The 22,381-nt window shown below is 72.5% G+C and carries 18 protein-coding genes; 12 read left to right on the plus strand and 6 right to left on the minus strand.

All coding sequences use genetic code 11. The annotated features are described in order from the left end of the window. A partial coding sequence (locus I6A60_RS35805) for a hypothetical protein (RefSeq protein ID WP_238436950.1) occupies nt 1–1,630 on the plus strand: 1,630 nt, incomplete at its 5' end. Between the two features lie 41 nt (nt 1,631–1,671). On the opposite strand, the gene I6A60_RS35810 is transcribed toward I6A60_RS35805, so the two are convergent. Beyond that, entirely contained in the window at nt 1,672–2,424 is a 753-nt protein-coding gene (locus I6A60_RS35810; RefSeq protein ID WP_203012007.1) for an FkbM family methyltransferase, read from the minus strand. Nucleotides 2,425–2,623: 199 nt separating this feature from the next. Here I6A60_RS35810 and I6A60_RS35815 point away from each other — a divergent pair, with 199 nt between their 5' ends. Next, entirely contained in the window at nt 2,624–3,529 is a 906-nt protein-coding gene (locus tag I6A60_RS35815; RefSeq protein ID WP_307874036.1) for a LysR family transcriptional regulator, read from the plus strand. Between the two features lie 20 nt (nt 3,530–3,549). On the opposite strand, the gene I6A60_RS35820 is transcribed toward I6A60_RS35815, so the two are convergent. The 3 genes from I6A60_RS35820 to I6A60_RS35830 form a co-directional block, all read right to left on the minus strand. Further along, a complete protein-coding gene (locus I6A60_RS35820; RefSeq protein ID WP_203012008.1) occupies nt 3,550–3,756 on the minus strand; it encodes a hypothetical protein in 207 nt (68 codons plus the stop codon). Between the two features lie 371 nt (nt 3,757–4,127). After that, nucleotides 4,128–4,514, minus strand: coding sequence for a VOC family protein (locus tag I6A60_RS35825; RefSeq protein WP_203012011.1), 387 nt, complete (start codon nt 4,512–4,514; stop codon nt 4,128–4,130). Between the two features lie 80 nt (nt 4,515–4,594). Continuing rightward, the gene (locus I6A60_RS35830; RefSeq protein ID WP_203016807.1) at nt 4,595–5,995 is read right to left on the minus strand and encodes an aspartate aminotransferase family protein; all 1,401 of its coding nucleotides are present in this window, start codon (nt 5,993–5,995) and stop codon (nt 4,595–4,597) included. A 357-nt stretch (nt 5,996–6,352) separates the two neighbouring features. Here I6A60_RS35830 and ald point away from each other — a divergent pair, with 357 nt between their 5' ends. The 6 genes from ald to I6A60_RS35860 all read left to right on the plus strand — a co-directional run bounded on the left by ald (nt 6,353) and on the right by I6A60_RS35860 (nt 15,005). Continuing rightward, nucleotides 6,353–7,504 carry an alanine dehydrogenase gene (gene ald, locus I6A60_RS35835; RefSeq protein ID WP_203016805.1) on the plus strand — a complete coding sequence of 384 codons (1,152 nt, stop codon included), beginning with the start codon at nt 6,353–6,355 and terminating at the stop codon, nt 7,502–7,504. Nucleotides 7,505–7,696: 192 nt separating this feature from the next. Further along, a complete protein-coding gene (locus I6A60_RS42350) occupies nt 7,697–7,963 on the plus strand; it encodes a hypothetical protein (protein ID WP_307874037.1) in 267 nt (88 codons plus the stop codon). Nucleotides 7,964–8,187: 224 nt separating this feature from the next. After that, the gene (locus tag I6A60_RS35845) at nt 8,188–10,014 is read left to right on the plus strand and encodes a cholesterol oxidase substrate-binding domain-containing protein (protein ID WP_203016800.1); all 1,827 of its coding nucleotides are present in this window, start codon (nt 8,188–8,190) and stop codon (nt 10,012–10,014) included. A gap of 161 nt (nt 10,015–10,175) precedes the next feature. Next, entirely contained in the window at nt 10,176–11,450 is a 1,275-nt protein-coding gene (locus I6A60_RS35850) for a DUF445 domain-containing protein (protein ID WP_238436952.1), read from the plus strand. A 123-nt stretch (nt 11,451–11,573) separates the two neighbouring features. Further along, nucleotides 11,574–13,001 carry a glycosyltransferase 87 family protein gene (locus tag I6A60_RS35855; RefSeq protein WP_203055813.1) on the plus strand — a complete coding sequence of 476 codons (1,428 nt, stop codon included), beginning with the start codon at nt 11,574–11,576 and terminating at the stop codon, nt 12,999–13,001. A 684-nt stretch (nt 13,002–13,685) separates the two neighbouring features. After that, entirely contained in the window at nt 13,686–15,005 is a 1,320-nt protein-coding gene (locus tag I6A60_RS35860; protein ID WP_203016783.1) for a DEAD/DEAH box helicase, read from the plus strand. A gap of 45 nt (nt 15,006–15,050) precedes the next feature. Here I6A60_RS35860 and dnaE read toward each other — a convergent pair whose 3' ends face one another. Both dnaE and I6A60_RS35870 read right to left on the minus strand, forming a co-directional pair. After that, nucleotides 15,051–18,587: a DNA polymerase III subunit alpha gene (gene dnaE, locus I6A60_RS35865; RefSeq protein ID WP_203016775.1), complete on the minus strand. Its 3,537-nt coding sequence runs from the start codon at nt 18,585–18,587 to the stop codon at nt 15,051–15,053. Nucleotides 18,588–18,961: 374 nt separating this feature from the next. Continuing rightward, a complete protein-coding gene (locus I6A60_RS35870; RefSeq protein ID WP_203016773.1) occupies nt 18,962–19,951 on the minus strand; it encodes an alpha/beta fold hydrolase in 990 nt (329 codons plus the stop codon). Between the two features lie 209 nt (nt 19,952–20,160). On the opposite strand from I6A60_RS35870, the gene I6A60_RS35875 reads away from it, so the two are divergent. From I6A60_RS35875 to I6A60_RS35890, 4 genes are all read left to right on the plus strand, one after another. Next, complete coding sequence (locus I6A60_RS35875) at nt 20,161–20,334, plus strand: hypothetical protein (RefSeq protein WP_203016771.1); 174 nt, start codon at nt 20,161–20,163, stop codon at nt 20,332–20,334. A 178-nt stretch (nt 20,335–20,512) separates the two neighbouring features. Continuing rightward, entirely contained in the window at nt 20,513–20,737 is a 225-nt protein-coding gene (locus tag I6A60_RS35880) for a hypothetical protein (protein WP_238436953.1), read from the plus strand. Next, entirely contained in the window at nt 20,734–20,952 is a 219-nt protein-coding gene (locus I6A60_RS35885) for a hypothetical protein (protein WP_203016769.1), read from the plus strand. The genes I6A60_RS35880 and I6A60_RS35885 overlap by 4 nt, the downstream gene beginning before the upstream one ends. A 436-nt stretch (nt 20,953–21,388) precedes the next feature. After that, complete coding sequence (locus I6A60_RS35890; RefSeq protein WP_203016767.1) at nt 21,389–22,279, plus strand: neutral zinc metallopeptidase; 891 nt, start codon at nt 21,389–21,391, stop codon at nt 22,277–22,279. Nucleotides 22,280–22,381: the final 102 nt, after the last annotated feature.

Raw genomic sequence — 22,381 nt, forward strand, 5'->3', positions numbered from 1 at the left:
GGGGGGGGGCCGCGGGCGGGGGCGGCCCCCCCCCCCCCCCCCCCCCCCCCCCCCCGGCCCCCCCCCGGGGCGGGGGGCGCTCGACGACGGCCCCTACGAGGTCCGGATGGCGATCGCCGCGATCGCCGCGCTGCTCGCGGTCATCAGCGTCGTGCTGTTCATCCGCGCGGTCTGGGACAACGAGAAGGATCTCGCCCGCTTCTACCAGCGGTCCACGACCTTCGTCGTGCCCGACCTGAAGAACCCGCCGGCGGCCATCGACACGCTGGTGAACCGGAACTCGACCGGCGACGGGCACCGCTGCGACCTGTTGGGCCCGCACGGAGATGACGTTCCGGCCTGTCTTCGCCAGGGCACGATGCCCCCGAAGGGCTGGCAGTCCCGGCCAGGCTCGCTGGCCGGCGCCGAGATCATCATGACCAGGTCGTCGAGCGCGAGCAGCAATGTCGAGCTGATGGACGACACGTTCACCTACCTGTCCGGCAGCTACCCGGGCGGCACCGGCCAGAAGGCCGCCTGGTCGGCGATCCGCGACGGGTCGGGCTGGGAGACCCCGCTCTACGGCGTCGTCGAGTGGACCGGCGGCAGCGATGCCCCGACCGAGTGTCTCTTCCGTGGCGACCACAGGATCGACCGAGCTTTCGACGGCAGCCGGGACAACAGCCTCCTGCACCTGCTCAACGACCGTTACCCGCGCCTCGTCTTCGACCGTGGTGACGCCTGGGGCTACTGCGCCGGCCAGGAGCCGGTCATCGTGCTGCCCGTACAGCGGCAGGTCCACTTCAAGCAGCGCACCGTCATGGTCGCCGCCGGGGTGGTCCTGGTGCGGGGTTCCCGGTCCGGCGGCGCGGTGTTCGACTACCAGCCGACGGTGCGGCCCGGCGAGCTGCCTGGTCCGGTCTACCCGGACTCACTGGTCAAGGCGCAGCGCGACACGGTGAAGTGGGCCGGGGGCCGGCGCCTGATGAACCGGCAGGGCTTCGGCCTGGTGCCGGGCAAGTCGTCGGTCCAGGCCGGCAACGACTCGGACTACCTGCTGCGCAGCGCGGACGACGGCCGGCTCTACTGGGTGACGCCACTGGTGCCGCGTCGCAGCGACTCCCAGCAGTTCGTCGCCTACGAGACCGTGCCGGCCGACGAGGTCACCGCCGGTCAGCTCAACCCGCTGACCGACTACGTGCTCGACCAGAGCGACCCGCGGGTCGTCAACCTCGACCAGTTCGTCGCCAGCGCCACCGACTTCCTGTCCCAGGCCGACCCCGGTCTGGTCAGCTCCGGCGGGAAGATCGTCGAGTTTCTCCCGCTGTCCGGGGACATCTGGCAGGGCTACGTCGAGGTGCAGGGCCGCGTCGTCTACCGGATCACACTGAGCTACCACAACCGGATCCCGGTGGAGCTGGTGACTATCGGAGGCCAAGGCCGGGCGGCACCGGCCACCGCGGCCGGCGGCGGCACCGCGACGGGTCCGCCCGGGGCCGCAGCCACGACCGCCACCCGCTGTGGGCAGCCGCCGGGCCAGCTGTCCGACCACGACCTGGCCGTCTGCATCCAGGCGCTCGCGGCCGAGCTCGCCGCGCGGGGCGCGACCGCCGCGCCAGCCCAGACCCGGCCGCCGGCCGCCGCCGGCTGACGCTCGCCCCGTGAGGCGTCAGGCCGTCAGGCGTCAGGCCGTCAGGGGCGGAACGCGTAGTCGTCGTAGCCGGCGGGGACGATCTTGTAGCCGGCGTCGCGGATCAGGGTCCGGGCCTTCTCCAGGTCCACGCCGAGGTGACAGGCCTCGTAGATCAGGTGGCGCGGCGCCCACGGGCTGGCGAAGTCGATCTGCCGGATGATCTCGTAGTCGAAGCCCTCGGTGTCGAGCTGCAGGAGATCGATGTGGACGATCCCGTGCTTGACGAGCAGGGTCTCCAGTCGCATCACCGGGACCTCGATCTCCTCGATCCGGTCCTCGATGTCCGGGATCAGCTCCTTGGACTCCAGGACGACCTCGCGGCGCAGCGAGCTCAGCCCGATGACCCAGACCGGGTCGCTCGGCTTCCAGTGGACGGCGTACATCGTCGCCGTCCCCTCCTCGGTGCCGATGGCCGTGCGCTCGCAGCTGATGCCCGGCACGCCCCGGTAGGAGTTGGCCAGCGCGGTGAACAGGTGCGGCAGCGGCTCGACGACGACCCCGCGCCAGCCATGGTTGACGATCGCGTCATGGATCGGGTCGCCCATCTCGCCGTCGTTCGCCCCGATCTGGACGACGGTCAGGGGTCGCCCGGCTCGGTCGGCGATCCGCTTGACGATGGAGACCGCGTCGATCCCCGGGCCGTTGGTACCGCCCCAGAGGCTGGTCCACATGTTCAGCGGCATATGCGCGTTCGCCGGCGGGACGCGGCGCACCACGTTGCGGGCGACCCAACGAGGGTTTGCCTTCACCATGGGCCGCACGATACGACGACAACCTGGGACAGCCGCGACGAGGTGCCGATACGGTCGCAGTCGGCGCCACACCCGGACGCAACGGCAGAGTTCTCCGCGGCGCGCCGAGTCGGCGGATCACTCCTGGTCACCCGTCTCCAGGCACCGGAAGTACTTAAGGGCGCGCAACTTCAACCGCCCCCGCGACGTCTGACGCGGCGTGGAGCCACGCAGGTTGGAGCATTTCCTCGCGGTCGCCGAGGAGGGCGGGTTCACCCGGGCCGCCACGCGGCTGCACATGGTGCAGTCCGGCGTGTCGGCCTCGATCCGCTCGCTGGAACGGGAGCTGGGCGTCGACCTGTTCGAGCGCACGACGCAGCACGTCGAGCTGACCGAGGCCGGCCGGGCACTGATCCCGGAGGCGCGCCGGGTGCTCGGCGCGGTCCGGCAGGCCCGCCAGGTGGTGACGGAGGTACGTGACGGTGCCCGGGGCACGCTGTCGGTGGGCATCCCGGACGGCCTGACCCCACGGGCCGTGCTCGCCGCGCTCGCCGCCTTCCGGGCCGACCATCCGCTGGTGCAGGTCCGGCTGACCGCGCCAGGCCAAGGCGGCTGCCGGTCGGGCCCGCCGGCGCAGGTCGCGCGGCTGCGCGAGGGCGAGCTGGACCTGGCGGTGCTCGCGGCCACCGGGCCGGTGCCGGGCCTGCGGCTGTACACGCTGCGGACGGAGACCCTCGTGCTGGCCTGCGCCGCGGACCACCCGCTGGCCGGCCGGGACGCGCTGACCCTGCCCGAGACCGGCGAGCTGGGCCTCATCGAGTTCCCGACCGGCTGGGGCGTGCGCGCGGCCGTCGACCGGGCCTACGCGGCCGCCGGGCTGACCCGGCGGCCACCCGAGCTGGAGCTGACCGACCTCGCCACCGTCGTAGATCTTGTCCGCCACCGCCTCGGGGTCGCGTTCGTCCCAGGATCGCTGGCCGACCAGGCAACCGACCTACGGTTCGTGCCCATCGACCCGCATCCGCCGCGCTATCAGCTGGCGATCGGAATCCCGCTCGACCGGCCGCTGTCGACGACGGCCGCGACCTTCCTGGAGCGCTGCCTGCGGCCCAGCCGCGCGGCCTGACGGACCGCCGGCCGGGCCGCTCACGGGCGCGCCCGCCGCCGGCGGCCGAAGGCCAGCCAGGTGACGGTACGCGCGATCACCGCGACGATGAAGGCTCCGAGGAAGTCCTGCCAAAGGCTGTCCCCGTCTTCCAAGAACAAGATCACGACCGACTGCAACGCGATAAAGACGACGAGAAAACACACGGTCTCGGCGCGACGGCTTCCGGAGCGTCCCGTTTCCGCCATTCGGCTGCCCATCCTCCCAGGTGGCCGACGGCGCGTGCATTGTCCGGGCCGCGGCGAGTTGGCACGACAGTAGGCGGGGCCCGGTCGGGCAATCGAGAAAGAAACGGTAAAGAACCGTCATGGTAAGAAAGCCGACAGCTGGCCTCACCGCCGCCTGGGACGGCCGTTAGTCCACGAGTCCGCCAAGGCCTACCCCGTTGCCTTGATCGCCGTCTTGGCCCTCTGGTGGCCGTGAAGACAGACCGGGTCGCGACCACAGGGGGGCGAAAACAGCGATCATGGGAACTCCGGGACGGACGAAGCCGGCGGTGCCCCCGCGCACGCCACCGAAGCTGTTCGCCCCGGTCGATCTGACGACCTCGGTCCAGCGCTCAGCCGTGCTGGGCGAGCTGGATGAGGTTGCCGCAGGTGTCGTCGAGGACGGCCGTCGTGACCGGGCCCATGACCGTCGGCTCCTGGGTGAAACGGACGCCTAGGCCGCGCAGCCGCGTGTACTCTTGGTGGACGTTGTCGACGGCGAACGAGGTCACCGGAATGCCGTCGCCGACGAGGGCCGACCGGTACGGGCCGACCGCGGGATGGGCGTCGGGCTCAAGGACCAGCTGGACGCCGTCGGGATCCTCGGGCGAGACGACCGTCAGCCAGCGGTACTCCCCCAGCGAGACCTCGTCCTTCTTCGCGAAGCCGAGCACCTCGGTGTAGAACCGCAGTGCCTTGTCCTGGTCGTCGACGAAGACGCTGGTCAGGTTGATCCGCATCGGTGCGCTCCCGCCCGGACAGGTGTGGCCGCCCGGGCACCCGCCCGGACGGCCACAACCTACGGCAGGGGTCCGACAGGTCAGATCTTCGTCCAGGCCTCCGTCAGGACGGAGCGCAGGATCGACTCGATCTCGTCGAAGTGCGACTGGTCGCAGATCAGCGGCGGCGAGAGCTGGATGACCGGGTCGCCGCGGTCGTCGGCGCGGCAGTAGAGGCCGCGCTCGTAGAGGGCGCCCGAGATGAACCCGCGCAGCAGCCGCTCGGACTCCGCGTCGGTGAAGCTCTCCTTGGTCGTCCTGTCCTTGACCAGCTCGATGCCGTAGAAGAAGCCGTCGCCGCGGACGTCGCCGACGATCGGCAGGTCGGTCAGCTTCTCCAGGGTGGCCCGGAAGTTGGGGGTGTTGCGGGCGACGTGGCCGACGAGGTCCTCGCGCTCGAAGATGTCGAGGTTCGCCAGCGCCACCGCCGCCGACACCGGGTGCCCGCCGAAGGTGTAGCCGTGCGCGAAGCTGGTCGAGCCGCGCAGGAACGGCTCGGCGAGCCGGTCGCTGGCGATCATCGCGCCGAGCGGCGAGTAGCCCGAGGTCAGGCCCTTGGCACAGGTGATGATGTCCGGCTGGTAGTCGTAGCGCTGCGCGCCGAACATCGCGCCGAGGCGCCCGAACCCGCAGATGACCTCGTCGGAGACCAGCAGCACGTCGTAGGCGTCGCAGATCTCGCGGACCCGCTGGAAGTACCCGGGCGGCGGCGGGAAGCAGCCGCCGGCGTTCTGCACCGGCTCCAGGAAGACGGCGGCCACGGTGTCCGGGCCCTCGTCCTCGATCGCGACCGCGACCTGGTCGGCGGCCCAGCGGCCGTACGCGACCGGGTCGTCGCCGAACAGCGGCGCGCGGTAGATGTTGGTGTTCGGGACCCGGAAGCCCCCGGGCACCAGCGGCTCGAACATCTCCTTGAGGCTCGGGATGCCGGTGATCGCCAGTGCGCCCTGGGTGGTGCCGTGGTAGGCGATGGACCGGCTGATCACCTTGTGCTTGAGCGGCTTGCCGACCAGCTTGAAGTACTGCTTGGCCAGCTTCCAGGCCGACTCGACGGCCTCGCCGCCACCGGAGGTGAAGAACACCCGGTTCAGGTCGCCGGGGGCGAGGTTCGCGACCCGCTCGGCGAGCTCGATCGCGGCCGGGTGGGTGTGCGCCCAGAGCGGGAAGAAGGCCAGCTGCTCGGCCTGCTTGCGGGCGGCCTCGGCGAGCTCGGCCCGGCCGTGGCCGACCTGGACGACGAACAGCCCGGCCAGGCCGTCGAGGACCCGGTGGCCGTTGGAGTCCCAGATGTAGGCGCCGTCGCCGCGGACGATGACGGGCGCCTCGCCGGCGGCGAGCGCCGACAGCCGGGTGAAGTGCGGCCACAGGTGCGCGGCGGCCGACCGGTTGAGCGAGTCGGTCGCGGTGCTGAGGTCGGTCGCTGTCTCGTCGAGGGTCGTCACGGCAGTCCTTCCACCGAGCCAGGCGGGGTCTCACCCAAAGATCGCACACATCATACGGTTAGCGCGGATGCCAGGCAGCTCTACGAACTTTTCCGCCGCGTATGATCGTCACGACAACGGTTACCGCATTGCAGGCCGGTGACGGACAGGACGCCACCCGGTGAACGGGCGGCCCGCGGCGCGCCGCCGTAACCCAGGCCCCGCCGTGACCCACGCTGACCCGTGGGCGGCGCGCACCCCACCGAGCCGCCCACCAGTTGCCGCCGGCGGCACAGCGAGCCGGTTGCCGCCAGCGGCACAGCGGGCCAGTTGCCGCGAGCGGCAAAGCGGGCCACGACGTCGACGAGGGAGCACTCAGTGAAGATCGCGATCCCCCGCGAGGTGAAGAACCGCGAGTATCGCGTGGCGGTCACCCCGGCGGGCGTGAACGAGCTGACCCGCCACGGTCACGACGTGTTCGTCGAGGAGGGCGCCGGGGCCGGCTCGATGATCCCGGACTCCGAGTACGTCGCGGCCGGGGCGAAGATCGTCGAGGGCGCCGACCAGACCTGGGCCGCGGGCGACCTGGTCCTCAAGGTCAAGGAGCCGGTCGAGCAGGAGTACCAGCGGCTGCGGCCCGGCCTCGTGCTGTTCACCTACCTGCATCTCGCGGCGTCGCTGCCCTGCACCCGGGCGCTGCTGGACGCGAGGGTCACCGCCGTCGGCTACGAGACCGTCGAGCTCGCCGACCGGTCGCTGCCGCTGCTCGCCCCAATGTCGGAGGTCGCCGGCCGGCTCGCCCCCCAGGTCGGCGCGAACGCGCTGATGGCCGCGGCCGGCGGGCGCGGCGTGCTGCTCGGCGGGGTACCCGGCGTCGACCCGGCGAAGGTGGTCGTGATCGGCGCGGGGGTCGCCGGGCTGAACGCGACCGCGATCGCCGCCGGCATGCGGGCCGACGTCACGCTGCTGGACCTGGATCTCGGCCGGCTGCGCGCCGCCGACGCGCGGTTCGCGGGCCGGGTCCGCACCGTCGCTTCCACCGCCTACGAGCTGGAGCGGGCCGTGCTGGGCGCCGACCTGGTGATCGGCGCCGTGCTCGTCCCGGGGACCCGAGCACCGAAGCTGGTCAGCAACGCGCTGGTCGCCCGGATGCGGCCGGGCGCGGTGCTGGTCGACATCTCGGTCGACCAGGGCGGCTGCTTCGAGGACACCCACCCGACCACGCACGACGACCCGACCTACCGGGTGCACGACACCGTCTTCTACTGCGTCGCGAACATGCCGGGGGCCGTCCCGCGCACGTCGACGCACGCGCTGACGAACGCGACCCTGCCGTACGCGCTCGCGATCGCCGAGGGCGGCTGGCGTGGCGCGATGCGCCGCGACCCGGCCCTCGCCCGCGGCCTGAACACCCACGACGGCCAGGTCACCTGCCCACCGGTCGCGGCCGCGCACGGCCTCGCGGGCCTGAGCCCGGCCGACGTCCTCGGGACCGCGCCGCAGCCGGCCGGAGCCGCGTCGGTCGGCTGATGGTCCGCGACGGGTGCGCGCGGTGACCGAGTGGTCACGCCCGATGGTCCTGGGGCCTTCGCCCCCGGCCGGTGGGCGGTTCGCCGGACAAGGCCAGGGCACACCGCTCGGGTGACTCGGATCCTTCCTCGCCAGCGTCGGCCGGAGGGGGCGCGTCGACCGGCCGGCAGCAGGTTCTCGGCCCTCACCGGCGTGGCTCCGGCTCGCTCGGCGCTGGGGCTGCGGGCGGCGCTGGCCGTGTTCGGCCTGGTGTTCTGCGGTGTCGTCGCCGGCCTGTTCGCGGCCGCCGGCTGGACCGTGCCCGCCATCCTGCTCTGCCTCGCCGGCGCGACCGCCATCGTCGACCTGACAATCATCGGCCTGCGGGCCCGCCGGCGGCGGCGCCTACGCCGCCCGGACGCGATGGGCTCCGACCAGGGGCAGGGGCCGCGCGACCACAGCGGCAGCTACCTTCCGTAGCCATCCTCCCACGCTCCGGCGGCATGTTTCTGACGCCCCGTAAGACGTGGGTTTCACTGCTATCCAGCCGCCTGCCCGCGGCTCGCCAGCGACGAGCCCCGCTACCTGGGCCTTTGCGAAACAAAATCTCGACTGTTGACCATGCTCTCCCGCGCTTCTACCGTCATGCCCGCACTATCTGACGACCCGTCAGATAGTGCGGACGCGGCACCGAGGAGAGCGCGATGGGGCAACAGCAGGACGGCATCGGCGTCGAGGCGGGCAACGACGGCGCCGACGACGGTGGGTTAGCGGGCTTACCGGGCTCCGGGCCGGCACCGGGGCGCGGCGGCACCCGGCGGGCGGTGCTCGCGGGCGCGATCGGCGCCGCGGCGGTGACCGCGGCCGGCTGGACCCCCGCGCTGGGCGCGGCGGCGGCCTACGCCGACCCGCCGGCCCCGCCCAACTTCCCCGCCGGCATCTCGCTGTACCGCCAGGAGTTCAAGAACTGGTCCGGGGAGATCGACGTCACCGGGGTGTGGACCTGCGCGCCGGCCAGCCCGGCGGACGTGGTGACCCTCGCCAACTGGGCGAAGGCGAACAACTACCGGATCCGGCCGCGCGGCATGGGCCACGGCTGGTCGCCGCTGACGCTCGCCGTCGGCTCGTCCGGCGACAACGTCATCCTCGTCGACACCACCCAGCACCTCACCGCCGTCACGATCAACGGGCCGAGCGGGTCGACGCCGGCGACGGTGCGGGCGCAGACCGGCGTCACGATGGACAGCCTGCTCACCCAGCTGCAGTCCGCCGGCTACGGGCTCACCGCGAACCCGGCCCCCGGCGACCTCACCGTCGGCGGGGTGCTCGCGATCGACGCCCACGGCACGGCGGTCCCGGCCAGCGGCGAGACGCGGGTCGCCGGCACCACCTACGGCTCGCTGTCGAACCTGATCACGTCGCTGACGGCCGTCGTCTGGGACCCGGGCACGACCCAGTACGTGCTGAAGACGTTCAGCCGGGCGGACGCGGCCTCGAAGGCGTTCCTCGCCCACCTGGGCCGGGCGTTCCTCACCGAGGTCACCCTGCAGGTCGGCGCGAACCAGCGGCTGCGCTGCCAGAGCTGGTTCAACATCAACTGGACCGAGCTGTTCGCGGCACCCGGGTCGTCGGGCCGCACGTTCGCCAGCTACGTCAACTCCGCCGGCCGGGTCGAGGCGATCTGGTTCCCGTTCACCGACAACCCGTGGCTGAAGGTGTGGACCCGCAGCCCGAACAAGCCCCTGCTGTCCCGGCAGGTCTCCAGCCCCTACAACTACTCGTTCTCCGACAACCTGCCGTCGTCGATCACCGACCTCGTCGCGCAGATCTCGACGGGCGCCCCGCAGCTCGCCCCGACGCTCGGGACGACCCAGATCGCGGTCGTCGGCGCCGGGCTGATCAGCACGCTGACCTACGACATCTGGGGCTGGTCGAAGGACCTGACGCTCTACGTCCGGCCGAGCACGCTGCGGGTCACCGCCAACGGCTACGCGATCCTGACCAGCCGGGCGAACATCCAGCGCGTCGTCAACGAGTTCTGCACCTACTACCGCGCCAAGCTGACGACCTATCAGAACAACAACCAGTTCCCGATGAACGGGCCGGTCGAGATCAGGGTCACCGGTCTCGACGCGGGTGGGGACGTCCAGGTGCCGTCGGCCGGCTCGCCGCAGCTGTCGGCGCTGCGGCCTCGACCGGACCACCCCGAGTGGGACGTCGCCGTCTGGCTGGACATCCTGACCGTGCCGGGCACGCCGTACGCGAACCAGTTCTACCGGGAGGTCGAGGCCTGGGTGTTCTCGAACTACTCCGGTTCCTACGCCGCGGCCCGGCCCGAGTGGTCGAAGGGCTGGGGCTACACGAACAGCGCCGCCTGGGCCGACCCGACGATGATCGGCACGACGATCCCGAACGCGCTGCGCGCCGGCCAGGCGCCGGGCGACACCTGGGACACGGCCCTCGCGACCCTGGACACCTACGACCCGGCCCGGATCTTCTCCAGCCCCCTGCTCGACACCCTGGCACCCTGACCGACCCTGGGGCGCCCTGACCGGCGCGTCCGTCCGGCCCGGCGGCCGGGCCCGCCCCTCAAGGCTGGCCCGGTCGCGGTTCGCCCGCGGGGCCCTCCCTGCCGGCCCGGCGAAACCCGGGGCGAAACCCGTAGGGTGGCCCGCAGCGACCATGTGTCGAGATGACCGGGGGACCTGTGGACGGCGCACCGGACGAGCAGGCGCAGGCCGCGCTGCGCTCCGGACTGCGCCGGATGCGCACCGTCGCCACGTGCCTGCTGGTCGCTGCCGTCGCCGTCTACATCGCCACGTCGCTCTGGCACGGAGCGCCCGGCTGGGTCGGGTACGTCCGGGCCGGCGCCGAGGCCGGCACAGTCGGCGCGCTCGCCGACTGGTTCGCCGTCACCGCGCTGTTCCGCCACCCGCTCGGGCTGCCGATCCCGCACACGGCGATCATCCGCAAGCGCAAGGACGACCTGGGCCGTGGCCTGGAGTCCTTCGTCGCCACCCACTTCCTCGCCGAGCCGGTCGTGCGCGGCAAGGTCGCCCAGATCGGGGCCGCCGCCCGGGTCGGCGACTGGCTGCGCCAGCCGCCCAACGCCGACCGGGTCAGCACCGAGGTCGCCGGCCGGCTCGCGAGCGCGCTGGAGAAGATGAACGACGCGCTCGTCGTCGAGCTGGTCGAGAAGTCGGTGCTGCCCCGGCTGGTGGACGTGCCGTGGGCGCCGGTGCTCGGGGCGCTGCTCGACCGGGCGATGGCCGACGGGCTCCAGCACCGCGCCGCAGACGTGCTGCTCGACCACGCCCAGGAATGGCTGGTCAAGAACCCCGACGCGGTGCGCGGACTGGTGCTGGAGCATGCCCCGGTCTGGTCGCCGCGCTGGGTCGACGAGGCCGTCGCGAACAAGGTCTACACCGAGGCCGTCCGGCTGATCGGCTCGCTGCGGGCCGACCGGGACCACCGCCTGCGCCAGAACCTCGACGGGTTCCTCACCGACCTGGCCCGCAAGCTGCGGACCGACGCCTCGATGCGGGAGAAGGTCGAGGAGTTCAAGACGCAGGCGCTCGCCTCCCCTGCGGCCGCCGACGCGGTCGCGGCGATGTGGGCGACGGCCAAGGGCATCCTGCTCGACCTGAGCACGGACGAGTTCTCCGTCCCCCGCCGCGCCGCGACGACCCGGCTGGCCTCGTTCGGCGAGAAGCTCACGACCGACCCGGAGCTCGCCGCGTCCGTCAACCAGGCTGCGGGCGACCTGGCCGCCCGGGCCGTCAACCGCTACAAGGGCGACATCGCGGCCATCATCGGCGACACGGTGGCCAGCTGGGAGCCGGCCGAGGCGTCGCGGCGCATCGAGCTGCAGGTCGGCCGGGACCTGCAGTTCATCCGGATCAACGGCACCGTCGTGGGTGCGCTCGCCGGCCTGCTGATCCATCTCGTCACCGAGCTCGTCCTGTAGCCGGCCCTCCTGCGAGACCTCGGCCGGACCGACCGGTCCCGCCGACCGCGGCCCCGGGGCGCGGCGCGCCGCCGTGCCTGGGCGCGCTCGGCGACCGCTCCGGTCGTCTGGGAACATGGTCCGGTGACGACAGGCCTGGCGTCGGTCATGACGGCTCGGCTGCGCCGACCGGCCCGGGCCGCCGGCGGGCCCGCGTTCGCCCCCGGGCGGCTCGGCGCGCGGGGGCGGGTGGTCTGGGTCGCCGACCTGCGCCCACAGGCGCACTTCGACATCGACGTGTTCCTGCGCGCCGGCGCCGCCGTCGACGCCGGCCGCGACCCCTATCCGTCGCCCGGCAGCCCGGCCGTCTACTCCGGGTTCGCGTTCGTCTATCCCTACCTGGTCGCGGTCCCGTTCGTGCCGCTGGCCTGGCTGCCCCGCGCGGGGGCCGAGGGGCTGTTCATCGGGATCTCGGTGCTCGCCGTGCTCGGCGGCTGCCGGCTGGCCGGCGCGCGCCGCTGGCAGGCTTACGCGCTCGTGCTCGTCGCGTCCTGCACGATCACCGGCCTGCAGATGGGCACGCTGAACGCGCTGATGTTCGCCGGGCTCGCCGCCCTGTGGCGGCTGCGCGACCGGCCGCTGGCCGCCGGTCTGCTCGCCGCGCTGCTCGTCTACAGCAAGCTGTTCCTCGCGCCGCTGCCGCTGTGGCTGCTGCTCACCGGACGGCGGCGCGCGACGGCGGCCACGGCCGGCGCCCTGGCCGTGCTGTTCGGCGTCGGCCAGGCGATGAGCCCGGTCGGGCTGACTACCTACTCCGGCATGCTCGACACGCTCGCCCGGGCGGAGGCGCCCGACGGGCTGAGCCTCACCGGGCTGCTCATGAACGCCGGGCTGGGCCTGGGCGCCGCGACCTGGGCGGCGCGCGCCCTCGCGGCCGCGCTGCTCGCCGGCTCCTGGCTGGCCGTACGCCGCCGCCGGCCCAAGCTGCTCCCGTCCGTCGCCCGGGTCCCGGACGCGGGCGAGGACCGGCTGCTGTTCACGGTCACCGTCGCCGCGGCGCTGCTCGCGTCGCCGATCGTCTGGAGCCACTACCTGCTGCTGCTCGCCGTCCCGCTGCTCGTCGTGGAGGGCGGCGAACGGACCGGGGCGCTGGCCGTCGCGACCGCGGTCAGCTGGCTGCTCGTCACCCCGCACCTGAGCACTCCGCCCGAGATCGCGGTGTCCGGGCTCGTCGTCGCCCTGCTCGTCGCCGCGCCGCTGCGCGACGCGGTGCGCCGCCAGCTCGGGCGCCACCAGCCCACCCACCCGCCCGGGACCTCGGCCGTCGGCCTGGCGCGGGAGCTCGCCCCCTGGGTGGCCGGCGTGGCGGCGATCGCGGGCGCCGGCCTCGAGCTGTGCTGGGCGCTGGCCCGCGCCAACCATGGCCGAGACGCCGTGACCGGCGCGTATCTGGTCACCGTCGCCGTGCTCGCGCTGCTCGGCTGGGGGGTGCATCGGACCCTGCCTTCGAGGGTCCATTCGTTGCCCAGCACACACCGAGGCTCGTCCAGGCCGGCCGGCCAGGTAACGTGAGAGCACTGACGGCCGCTCCCGCCGTCACGCGCCCCGCCAAACCGCGTCAGAAGACGCTTCACGGCAGGGCGTGAGAGGTCGGTGCGAGCGGTACCGGCCCCGCATGTCCGCTGGCTTTCGGCCAGCGCCCCGGAACGCCACGATGTCTGGCCGGGGGGTGGATGTCCGCCCCCTGTACCTTCATGTCGAGTTCGCTCGGCCCGAGGGTCCGACACTGGTTCACCCGTGGACGCTGGCCTGGTCGTGTGCTGCGGGGCGGTGCTGACGGTCCGGGGAAGACCCCCGGACAATCCCTCGCGAACCCGGCCGTGTGTACCGGCCGCCGGCTCGTGTTCGCGCATGTGCGCGGTGGCCCCGACCTGATCGAGGGCTCCACTGTCTCAACCCAGCAATTCCGCGACACATCCCAGCAACCCAGGCGGCTCGCCCACGGGCGGCCGTCCGGCGCGCCCCGCGCGCGGCAGCGGCGGGCGCACCCGTTCGGGCTCCGGCCACGGCGGCTACGGCGGTAACCGTTCCGGCGGCTCACGCCGCGGCAGCAGCCTCGGCCGGCGCCCGGCACCGGCCCGTCCGGCGCTGCCTACCCGTGAGCCTCGGCCGCCGGTCGAGTCGTTCGAGGCCGCCGGCCTGCCGGCCCGGCTCGTCCGGGCGCTCGCCGAACGCGGCATCAGCACGCCCTTCCCGGTGCAGGCGGCGACCCTGCCCGACGTGCTCGCCGGGGAGAACGTGCTCGGCCGGGCCAAGACCGGCTCGGGCAAGACGCTCGGCTTCGGCCTGCCGATGCTGGCCCGGCTGGCCGGGCGCGGCGCGGCGACGCCGCTGCGCCCGCGCGGGCTCATCCTCGTGCCGACCCGCGAGCTCGCCCAGCAGGTGAGCGACGCGCTCGACCCGCTGTCCCGTTCCGTCGGCCTGTGGCTTCGGCCCGTGTACGGCGGCACATCCATCTCCCGGCAGATCTCGATGATGCGCCGGGGCGTGCACATCGTCGTCGCCACGCCCGGGCGGCTGCTCGACCTCGTCGAGCGGGGTGCCTGCCAGCTCGACGAGGTCGAGGTCACCGTCCTCGACGAGGCCGACTACATGTGCGACCTCGGCTTCCTGCCCGCCGTCAGGTCGATCCTCGACGCGACCTCACCCGCGGCCCAGCGGCTGATGTTCAGCGCCACCCTCGACCGCGAGGTCGAGGTGCTGGTCCGGGAGTACCTGCCCGAGCCGGTGCTCGTCGCGGTCGACTCGGAGAACAGCCAGGTCACGACGCTGCGTCGGCACGCCCTGGAGGCTTCCGACCGGTACAGCCAGCTTGAGGTCGTCACCGCCCTGACAGGTGGCCAGGGCCGCACGCTGGTGTTCGTGCGGACCCAGCGGGACGCCGACCACGTGGCCGCCGACCTGACGAAGGCCGGCGTGCCGGCCGAGCCGCTGCACGGCGGCCTGCCGCAGGGCGCCCGTACCCGGGCGCTCGCCGGCTTCGCCGACGGCACCCGCCGGGTGCTGGTCGCCACCGATGTCGCCGCCCGCGGCATCCACGTCGACGACGTGCGGCTCGTCGTGCACATGGGTCCGCCGGAGGACTCCAAGACCTACCAGCACCGTGGCGGCCGGACAGCCAGGGCCGGGGCCGAAGGCGCCGACGTGCTGGTGACGCTGGCGGCGGACCGGGGCAAGGTCCGCGCGATGCTGCGCACCGCCGGGGTCGACACCCAGATCACTCCGGTGGGTCCGAACGACCCGCTGGTCGCCGAGATCGCCGGTCCGCCGGCGCCGCGGGTCGAGCCCGGCTCGATCCCGGCACCGCGCCCGGCGACCGACCGGCAGGGTGGCCGCTACGGCCAGCCGTCCCGGGACGGCGGCGGCCGGTACGGCGCCGACCGGTCCGGTTTCGGCAACCGCGCAGGCGGCGGCGGCCGGACGTCCCGCGACGGGCGGGGCGCGCCGCGCCGCGGCCCGCGCGTGGAGCACCCGCGTCACTCCGACTACCGGGACGGTGACGGGGCCGCGTCCTGACCCCAGATCGCGGCCGTCGCCGTTTCGGCCAGGCGGCCGTCTCGGTCAGGCGACGGCTGAGGCGCCGAGCAGGGCCTTCAGGTCACCCATCAGGGCGGGCGTCCGGCGGACCTTGAACGCGTCGTCCAGGCGCAGCAGCGTCGTGCGGTGCGGGGACTGCAGGTGCAGGTGCACCTCGGTCGTGCCGGGGTGGTCGGCGAGCACCTCACGCAGCCGGTCGACCGTCGGCGCGTTCACCCGCACCGTCGGCAGGGTGATCACCACCGGCGGGGAGAGCGCCTGCTCGGACAGGTCCGGGACGGTCAGCTCGGACGCGACGAGGCGCGGCGCGTCCTCCCGCTTGTCGAGCCGGCCCTTGACGATGACGACCGCGTCCTCGGACAGCTGGGTCGCGCAGGTCTCGTAGGTCGCGGGGAAGAACATCACCTCCAGGCCACCTTCGAGGTCCTCGATGGTGGTCAGCGCCCACACCTTGCCCTGCTTGGTGACCTTGCGCTGCAGGCTGGAGATGATGCCGCCGATGGTGACGACGGCGCCGTCCGGGTAGTCGACCAGGTTGGCCACCGTGGTGTCGGCCTTCGCGGCCAGCACGTGCTCGACGCCGGACAGCGGGTGGTCCGAGACGTAGAGGCCGAGCATCTCCCGTTCGTGCGAGAGCAGGACGGCCTTGTCCCACTCCTTCTCGGAGAACTCGCCGACGCCGAGGCCGGGGGTGGCCAGCGGCGAGCCGTCCTCGTCGTCACCGCCGAACGCGAACAGGTCGAACTGCCCCTCGGCGGTCTTCTTCTTCACCGCCATCACCGCGTCGACGGCCTGCTCGTGCTTCTCGACGAGGCCGCGGCGGGTGTGGCCGAACGAGTCGAACGCGCCCGCCTTGATCAGCGACTCGATGGTCCGCTTGTTGCAGACGACGGCCTCGACCTTGTCGAGGAAGTCGGGGAACGAGGTGAACGCGCTCTTGACCTTGCGGGTCCGCGTGATGGACTCGACGACGTTGATGCCGACGTTGCGGATCGCGGCGAGGCCGACGCGGATCTCGCTCTCGCCGTGCGCGGTGTAGTCGGCGTCGGAGATGTTGACGTCGGGAGGCAGCACCTTGATGCCCATCCGGCGGCACTCGTTCAGGTAGATCGCGCTCTTGTCCTTGTCGTCGCGCACCGAGGTGAGCAGCGCGGCCATGTACTCGGCCGGGTAGTTGGCCTTCAGGTAGCCGGTCCAGTAGGAGACCAGCCCGTACGCGGCGCTGTGCGCCTTGTTGAACGCGTAGTCGGAGAACGGGACGAGGATGTCCCACAGCGTCTTGATCGCCGCGTCGGTGTACCCGTTGGCCTTCATCCCGGCCGAGAACGGGGCGAACTCCTTGTCGAGGATCTCCTTCTTCTTCTTGCCCATCGCACGGCGCAGCAGGTCCGCCTGGCCGAGGCTGTAGCCACCGACCACCTGCGCGATCGCCATGACCTGCTCCTGATAGACGATCAGGCCGTAGGTCGTGCCGAGGACCTCGTCGAGCGCGGTACCGAGCTCGGGGTGGATCGGGGTGATCTCCTGCTGGCCGTTCTTGCGCAGCGCGTAGTTGGTGTGCGAGTTGGCACCCATCGGGCCGGGCCGGTAGAGCGCGATGACGGCGGAGATGTCCTCGAAGTTGTCCGGGCGCATCAGCCGCAGCAGCGAGCGCAGTGGGCCGCCGTCGAGCTGGAACACCCCGAGGGTGTCACCGCGGGAGAGCAGCTCGTAGGTCGTCTTGTCGTCCAGGCCCAGGCTCAGCAGGTCGATCTTGATGCCCCGGTTGGACTCGACGTTGCGTACCGCGTCGTCCATGACGGTGAGGTTGCGCAGTCCGAGGAAGTCCATCTTCAGCAGGCCGAGGTTCTCGCAGGTCGGGTAGTCGAACTGCGTGATGATCACACCGTCGGCGTCGCGGCGCCACACCGGGATGTGGTCGATGATCGGCTCGGCGGACATGATGACCCCGGCCGCGTGCACGCCGGCCTGCCGGATCAGACCCTCAAGGCCCTTGGCCGTGTCGATCACCTTGCGGACGTCGGCGTCGGACTCGTAGAGCGCCCTGATCTCGCCGGCCTCGCTGAACCGCGGGTGTTTCGGGTCGAAGATGCCGGGCAGCGGGATGTCCTTGCCCATCACCATCGGCGGCATGGCCTTGGTGATCCGGTCACCGACGGCGTACGGGTAGCCGAGCACCCGGGCCGAGTCCTTGATGGCGGCCTTCGCCTTGATGGTGCCGTAGGTGACGATCTGGGCGATCCGGTCCTCGCCCCACTTCTCCGTCACGTACCGGATGACGTCCGCGCGCCTGCGGTCGTCGAAGTCGATGTCGATGTCCGGCATCGAGACGCGCTCGGGGTTGAGGAAGCGCTCGAAGATCAGCCCGTGCGGCAGCGGGTCGAGGTCGGTGATGCCGAGCGCGTAGGCGATCAGCGAGCCGGCGGCGCTGCCACGGCCGGGACCGACCGCGATGCCGTTGTTCTTCGCCCACATGATGAAGTCCGCGACGACCAGGAAGTACGACGGGAATCCCATCTGCAGGATGACGCCGATCTCGTACTCGACCTGCTTGCGGTGCTTCTCGTCGATGCCACCCGGGAAGCGCCGCTCCATGCCGCGCAGCACCTCGGCGCGGAAGAACGTCTCCTCGGTCTCCCCCTCGGGGGTCGGGAAGACGGGCATGAGGTTGTGCTTGGGGAACATGCCGGTGGTGTCGACCCGCTCGGCGATGAGCAGGGTGGTGTCGCAGCCCTCGCGCCAGGCGTCGGAGTAGTCGATGGCGCGCATCTGGTCGGCGCTCTTGAGGAAGTAGCCCGAGCCCTCGAACTGGAACGACGGGTTCGCCACCGTCGAGGCGGTCTGCACGCACAGCAGCGCCGCGTGCGTCGTGCGCTCGGACTCGTAGGTGTAGTGCGAGTCGTTGGTGACGACGAACCGCATGTTCAGCTTGCCGGCGATGTCGATCAGGCCGTCGCGGACCCGGCGCTCGATCTCGATGCCGTGGTCCATGATCTCGCAGAAGTAGTTCTCCGGGCCGAAGATCTCCTGGTAGGTGGCCGCCGCCTTCAGGGCAAGCTCGGGCTGGCCGAGCCGCAGCCTGGTCTGCACCTCGCCGGACGGGCAGCCCGTCGTCGCCATCAGGCCGGCGGAGTGCTCGGAGATGATCTCCCGGTCCATCCGGGGCCACTTGATGTAGTGGCCCTCGAGGGAGGCACGCGAGTTCAGCCGGAACAGGTTGTGCAGGCCCTCGGCGTTGCGGGCCCAGATGGTCATGTGGGTGTACGAGCCGCTACCGGAGACGTCGTCGCTCTTCTGGTGCGGCTCGCCCCAGCGGACCCGCTGCTTGAGCAGCCTCGACTCCGGCGCGACGTAGGCCTCGCACCCGATGATCGGCTTCACGCCGGCCGCGGTCGCCTGCTTGTGGAAGTCGTAGGCCCCGTACATGTAGCCGTGGTCCGTGATCGCCACCGCGGGCATCTGCTGCCGGCTGACCTCGGTGAACATGTCCTTGAGCCGGGCGGCTCCGTCGAGCATCGAGTACTCGGTGTGGACATGCAGATGCACGAACGAGTCGGACACGGCAGGCCTTCCCGCACGCCAGAGCGCGCTCGTCGAAGCGGTCGGACCCGCACCAGGGCCGCGGGGGGACGACCAGGCGGGTCGGACAGGTCAAACAGTTCGAACGGATCCCCCGCCCTCCGGCCGTGCGAAGCGCGGCACCGGGGGTTCCGGGGGTCGCCCCCCGGGCGGATGTCGCGGACCGCGGGAGCTGCCCGCAGGGCAGCGAACAGGATGGACCGTCGCGTCCAGATGGGGTGGGTTTCCGTGGGTGGCTGCAGCCTAGCGGCAGGGTCCGACAATGCCGCGCCCGACACGAACGCCCGTTCGCCCTCGGCGGCGCACGCGGCGGTGGCGGGCCACTTCGGCCGCCAGACGCGCCGGCGGGCCGGCCGCTAGGACGCCGTCGCCTGCTGTGCTGGGATCGCCGCCGGGTCCGGGCGCAGCGCTTCGGCGCCCACGCCTTCCAGCCAGTCCTCGACCAGCGCGATGGTCTGGTCCGGGGCCTCCAGCTGCGCCAGGTGCCCGCAGTCGTCGAGGATCTCGCAGCGCCAGTCGGGCCGGCGGCGAGCGGCGTGCCGCGCGGCCGCGACCGGCACCAGCCGGTCCTGCCGGCCGTGGACGAGCAGGGTCGGCGCTGTCACCGCGGCGACGGCGGCTGCGAGGTCCCGCGGCCGGGCGAGGCGCCCGACGACCGACCGGGTCGCCGTCACCAGCGCCGCGTCACTGCCCGCGCCGCCGCCCGGCAGCTCGGCCCGCTCTTTCGACAGCGCCACCATGGCGGCGAAGGCGTCCGCCGGCACCCGCCGCGCGTCCACGGTGGTACGGATCAGGGCCTGCTCGACGAGCTGCTCCGCGGTGTAGACCTCCCGGCGGCGCGCCAGGACCATCGAGCCGACCTTGGGCAGCGCCATCCCGGCGAACATGCCGAGGATCGAGGCGTCCGGCGGCCGCAGCCGGGGAATCGGCAGCGCCGGCGAGACCAGTACCAGCCCGGCGACCGAGCGCGGGTCAGCCGCGGCCTGCAGCACGCTGATCATCCCGCCCATCGAGTTGCCGACGAGCAGCGCGGGCCTCTCCCCCGCCACGGCGGCCAGGAAGCCGGCCAGCAGCCGCCGGTTGGACTCCACGTCGGTCCGCCGGCCGCCGGCGACCGTGCGGCCGAACCCGGCCAGGTCCAGCGCGAGCACCCGACCATGCCGGGCCAGCAGCGGCCCGAAGGTCCACCAGCTGGTGTGCGACGCGCCCAGCCCGTGGACACAGACGATCAGCGGCCCGTCAGCCGGCCCGCCGAAGTCCGCGTAGTACACCGGCCCGTCGACGTCGACCCAGCGATCTGTCACCGCCGTGCCCGCCGTCCCGTCCACCTGACCGGTGCCGTCCATCGGACCTCCCCACCCGCCCAACCTGCGCACTCCTGCCTAGCAAAGTCCAACGGGACCCGATCGGATTGTGACGCAACTATCGCGCTGGTGGGGCGGTCAGGGGTTGGCCCCGCGCGCCCGCTCGATACCGTTTTGGTGCGGACTGCGCAGTGCGCGTCGCCCGCATCCCGGTTCGAGGGACATTCGAGGCACCAAGGAGGTTCATCCGGATGGAACTGAACGAGGCGGCTGTGGCTACGGCCGGATTCGCCCTGCCGGTCCAGCGGGACACCGCGGCCGAGCAGGTCGCGGCCGAGACCGCCCCGGTCGAGTCGGACGTGATCGCGATCGGCCCGGTGGCCAACCCGAAGCGCCTGCGCCTGGGTTTGCCCACCTCGGCCTGACCTCGCCAGCCGCGTCACGGGACGTGCTCGGCCCGCTCCCTCGCCGGAGCGGGCCGTTGTGCTTGGTGGGGCGGGTTTGCCAAGGCGCAACCGCTACACGGTTGTAGATGAGGTGGACACGGAGGACCACGGTAGGCCGGGTAGTCATAGCCGGGCCGGCCTCCTAGTTTGTCGGATCATGAGACGGCAGGGCGCCGGCGGGCGCCGCCAGGGCGACATGCGGTTCGGCCGTGAGGAGAAGCGCGGTGGCGCGACCTACGGCCCGCCGCCCGAGGACGAGCACGCCGACCGCGGGCCGCTGACCTGCGGCGGCTGCGGCGGTACCGGCTTCGTCCAACGAGAACACCGCGGCGCGCAGGCCGTCGACGTCTGCGTCTCCTGCGACGGCCGAGGGCGGGTGTGACCGGCCACCGCCCGCGCACGCCACGCCTGCTGCGGCTGGCCTGCGCGCACCACCGGCACCGGGACCCGCCGGACGGACGGGCCGAGTCGAAGCGGGCCTGGTCGCCGGGCCGGCACTGCGCCGACTGCCGGGTCGTCTGGGCCGACGGCGACGGCCCCGCCGCGGCCGCGCACCACGGCCCGCCGCCACACCACCCCGCCGAACCACCGGTCTGAGCCGCCGAGCGCCCAGGCCCCGCCCGCCCATGGCGCCCCAAGATCGCGGTTCTGGCCCTGGGGTGGTCGTGGTGGGGCCGTTTCCACGACCACCCCAGGGCCTAGACGCCGATCATGATGGGTGGGGTGGCTCGCCCCAAGGAGCGACTGATCGCGCTCGCGGTGCTGCCGCTCGGCCTCGCGATGTGGTTCGCCCAGGACAACGGGCACGGCCTGGTGGCCTCCTACGGCTTCGGGTGCGGCGCCGTCGTGTGGGCGGCGGGACGCCGGCTGGTCCATCCCGAGCGCGACCTCGCCCGGCCGCAGCGGACCACCCCGCCTCGCTGCCGGGCCGCTGCCGGGCCCTTTGTCCCCGTTGACATACTCGGTGCCTGTTGGGGCATGAACGTCCCGCCCGGCTCGGGCATCGATCACGGCGGGTACCGAGAGGCGGGCCATGGAGTTCGACGACCAGTCGGTCGACACCTCGCAGCTGGACGACCAGCGCGGCGGGAGGGGTTCGGGCGGGCGGATCGCGCTCGGCGGCGGCGGGCTCGGCGTCGTCGGCGTGGTGATCTATCTCCTGGTGACGCTGCTCGGCGGCGGCACCACGGGGTCAGGCGGCACGACCGGCCTGCCGGCCGGCGGCACCGGCGCGGGCGCCTCGGCGGCGGCCGACCTGGCGGCCCGCTGCAACACCGCCGGGGCGCTCGACAAGTACGACGACTGCTTCGTCCTGAAGGTCTTCAACGAGGTCAACCAGACCTGGACGAGCTACTTCTCCGGCCGCGGCCAGGCGTACACCCGCCCGACCCTGGTGTACTTCGAGCAGTCCACCAGCACCGGCTGCGGCCAGGCGTCATCGTCGGTCGGGCCGTTCTACTGCCCGAACGGCCAGAAGGTCTACATCGACCTGGGTTTCCTGGACGAGCTGCAGCAGCGGTACGGCGCCCAGGGCCGGTTCGCGCAGGCGTACATCGTCGCCCACGAGGTCGGCCACCACATCCAGACGCTGACCGGCACCGAGGCCCGGCTGCGGGACGCGCAGCAGGCGGACCCGTCCCGCGAGAACGCGCTGTCGGTGCAGCTGGAGCTGCAGGCCGACTGCTACGCGGGCGTCTGGTCGACCCTGGCCAACAAGGACGGCTACGTGACGATCGGCCAGGCCGACGTGGACGAGGCGCTCAACGCCGCGCAGGCCGTCGGCGACGACCGCATCGAGCAGAAGGCCGGCGTGGACGTGAACCCGGAGACCTGGACCCACGGCTCCGCCCAGCAGCGCAAGACCGCGTTCCAGACCGGCTACCGGGGCGGCACGCTGGAGTCGTGCGGCACCGTCCCCCAGTAGGACCGTTCTCCCAGTTCTTCCGGTGCCCCGGTTCTTCCGGTGACGGCGAGCGCCGTCACCGGAAGAGCCGTCAGGCCTGGCCGGCCGGCTGCGCGGGAACGC

Source organism: Frankia sp. AgB1.9 (assembly GCF_016786355.1).
Lineage (GTDB): Bacteria > Actinomycetota > Actinomycetes > Frankiales > Frankiaceae > Pseudofrankia.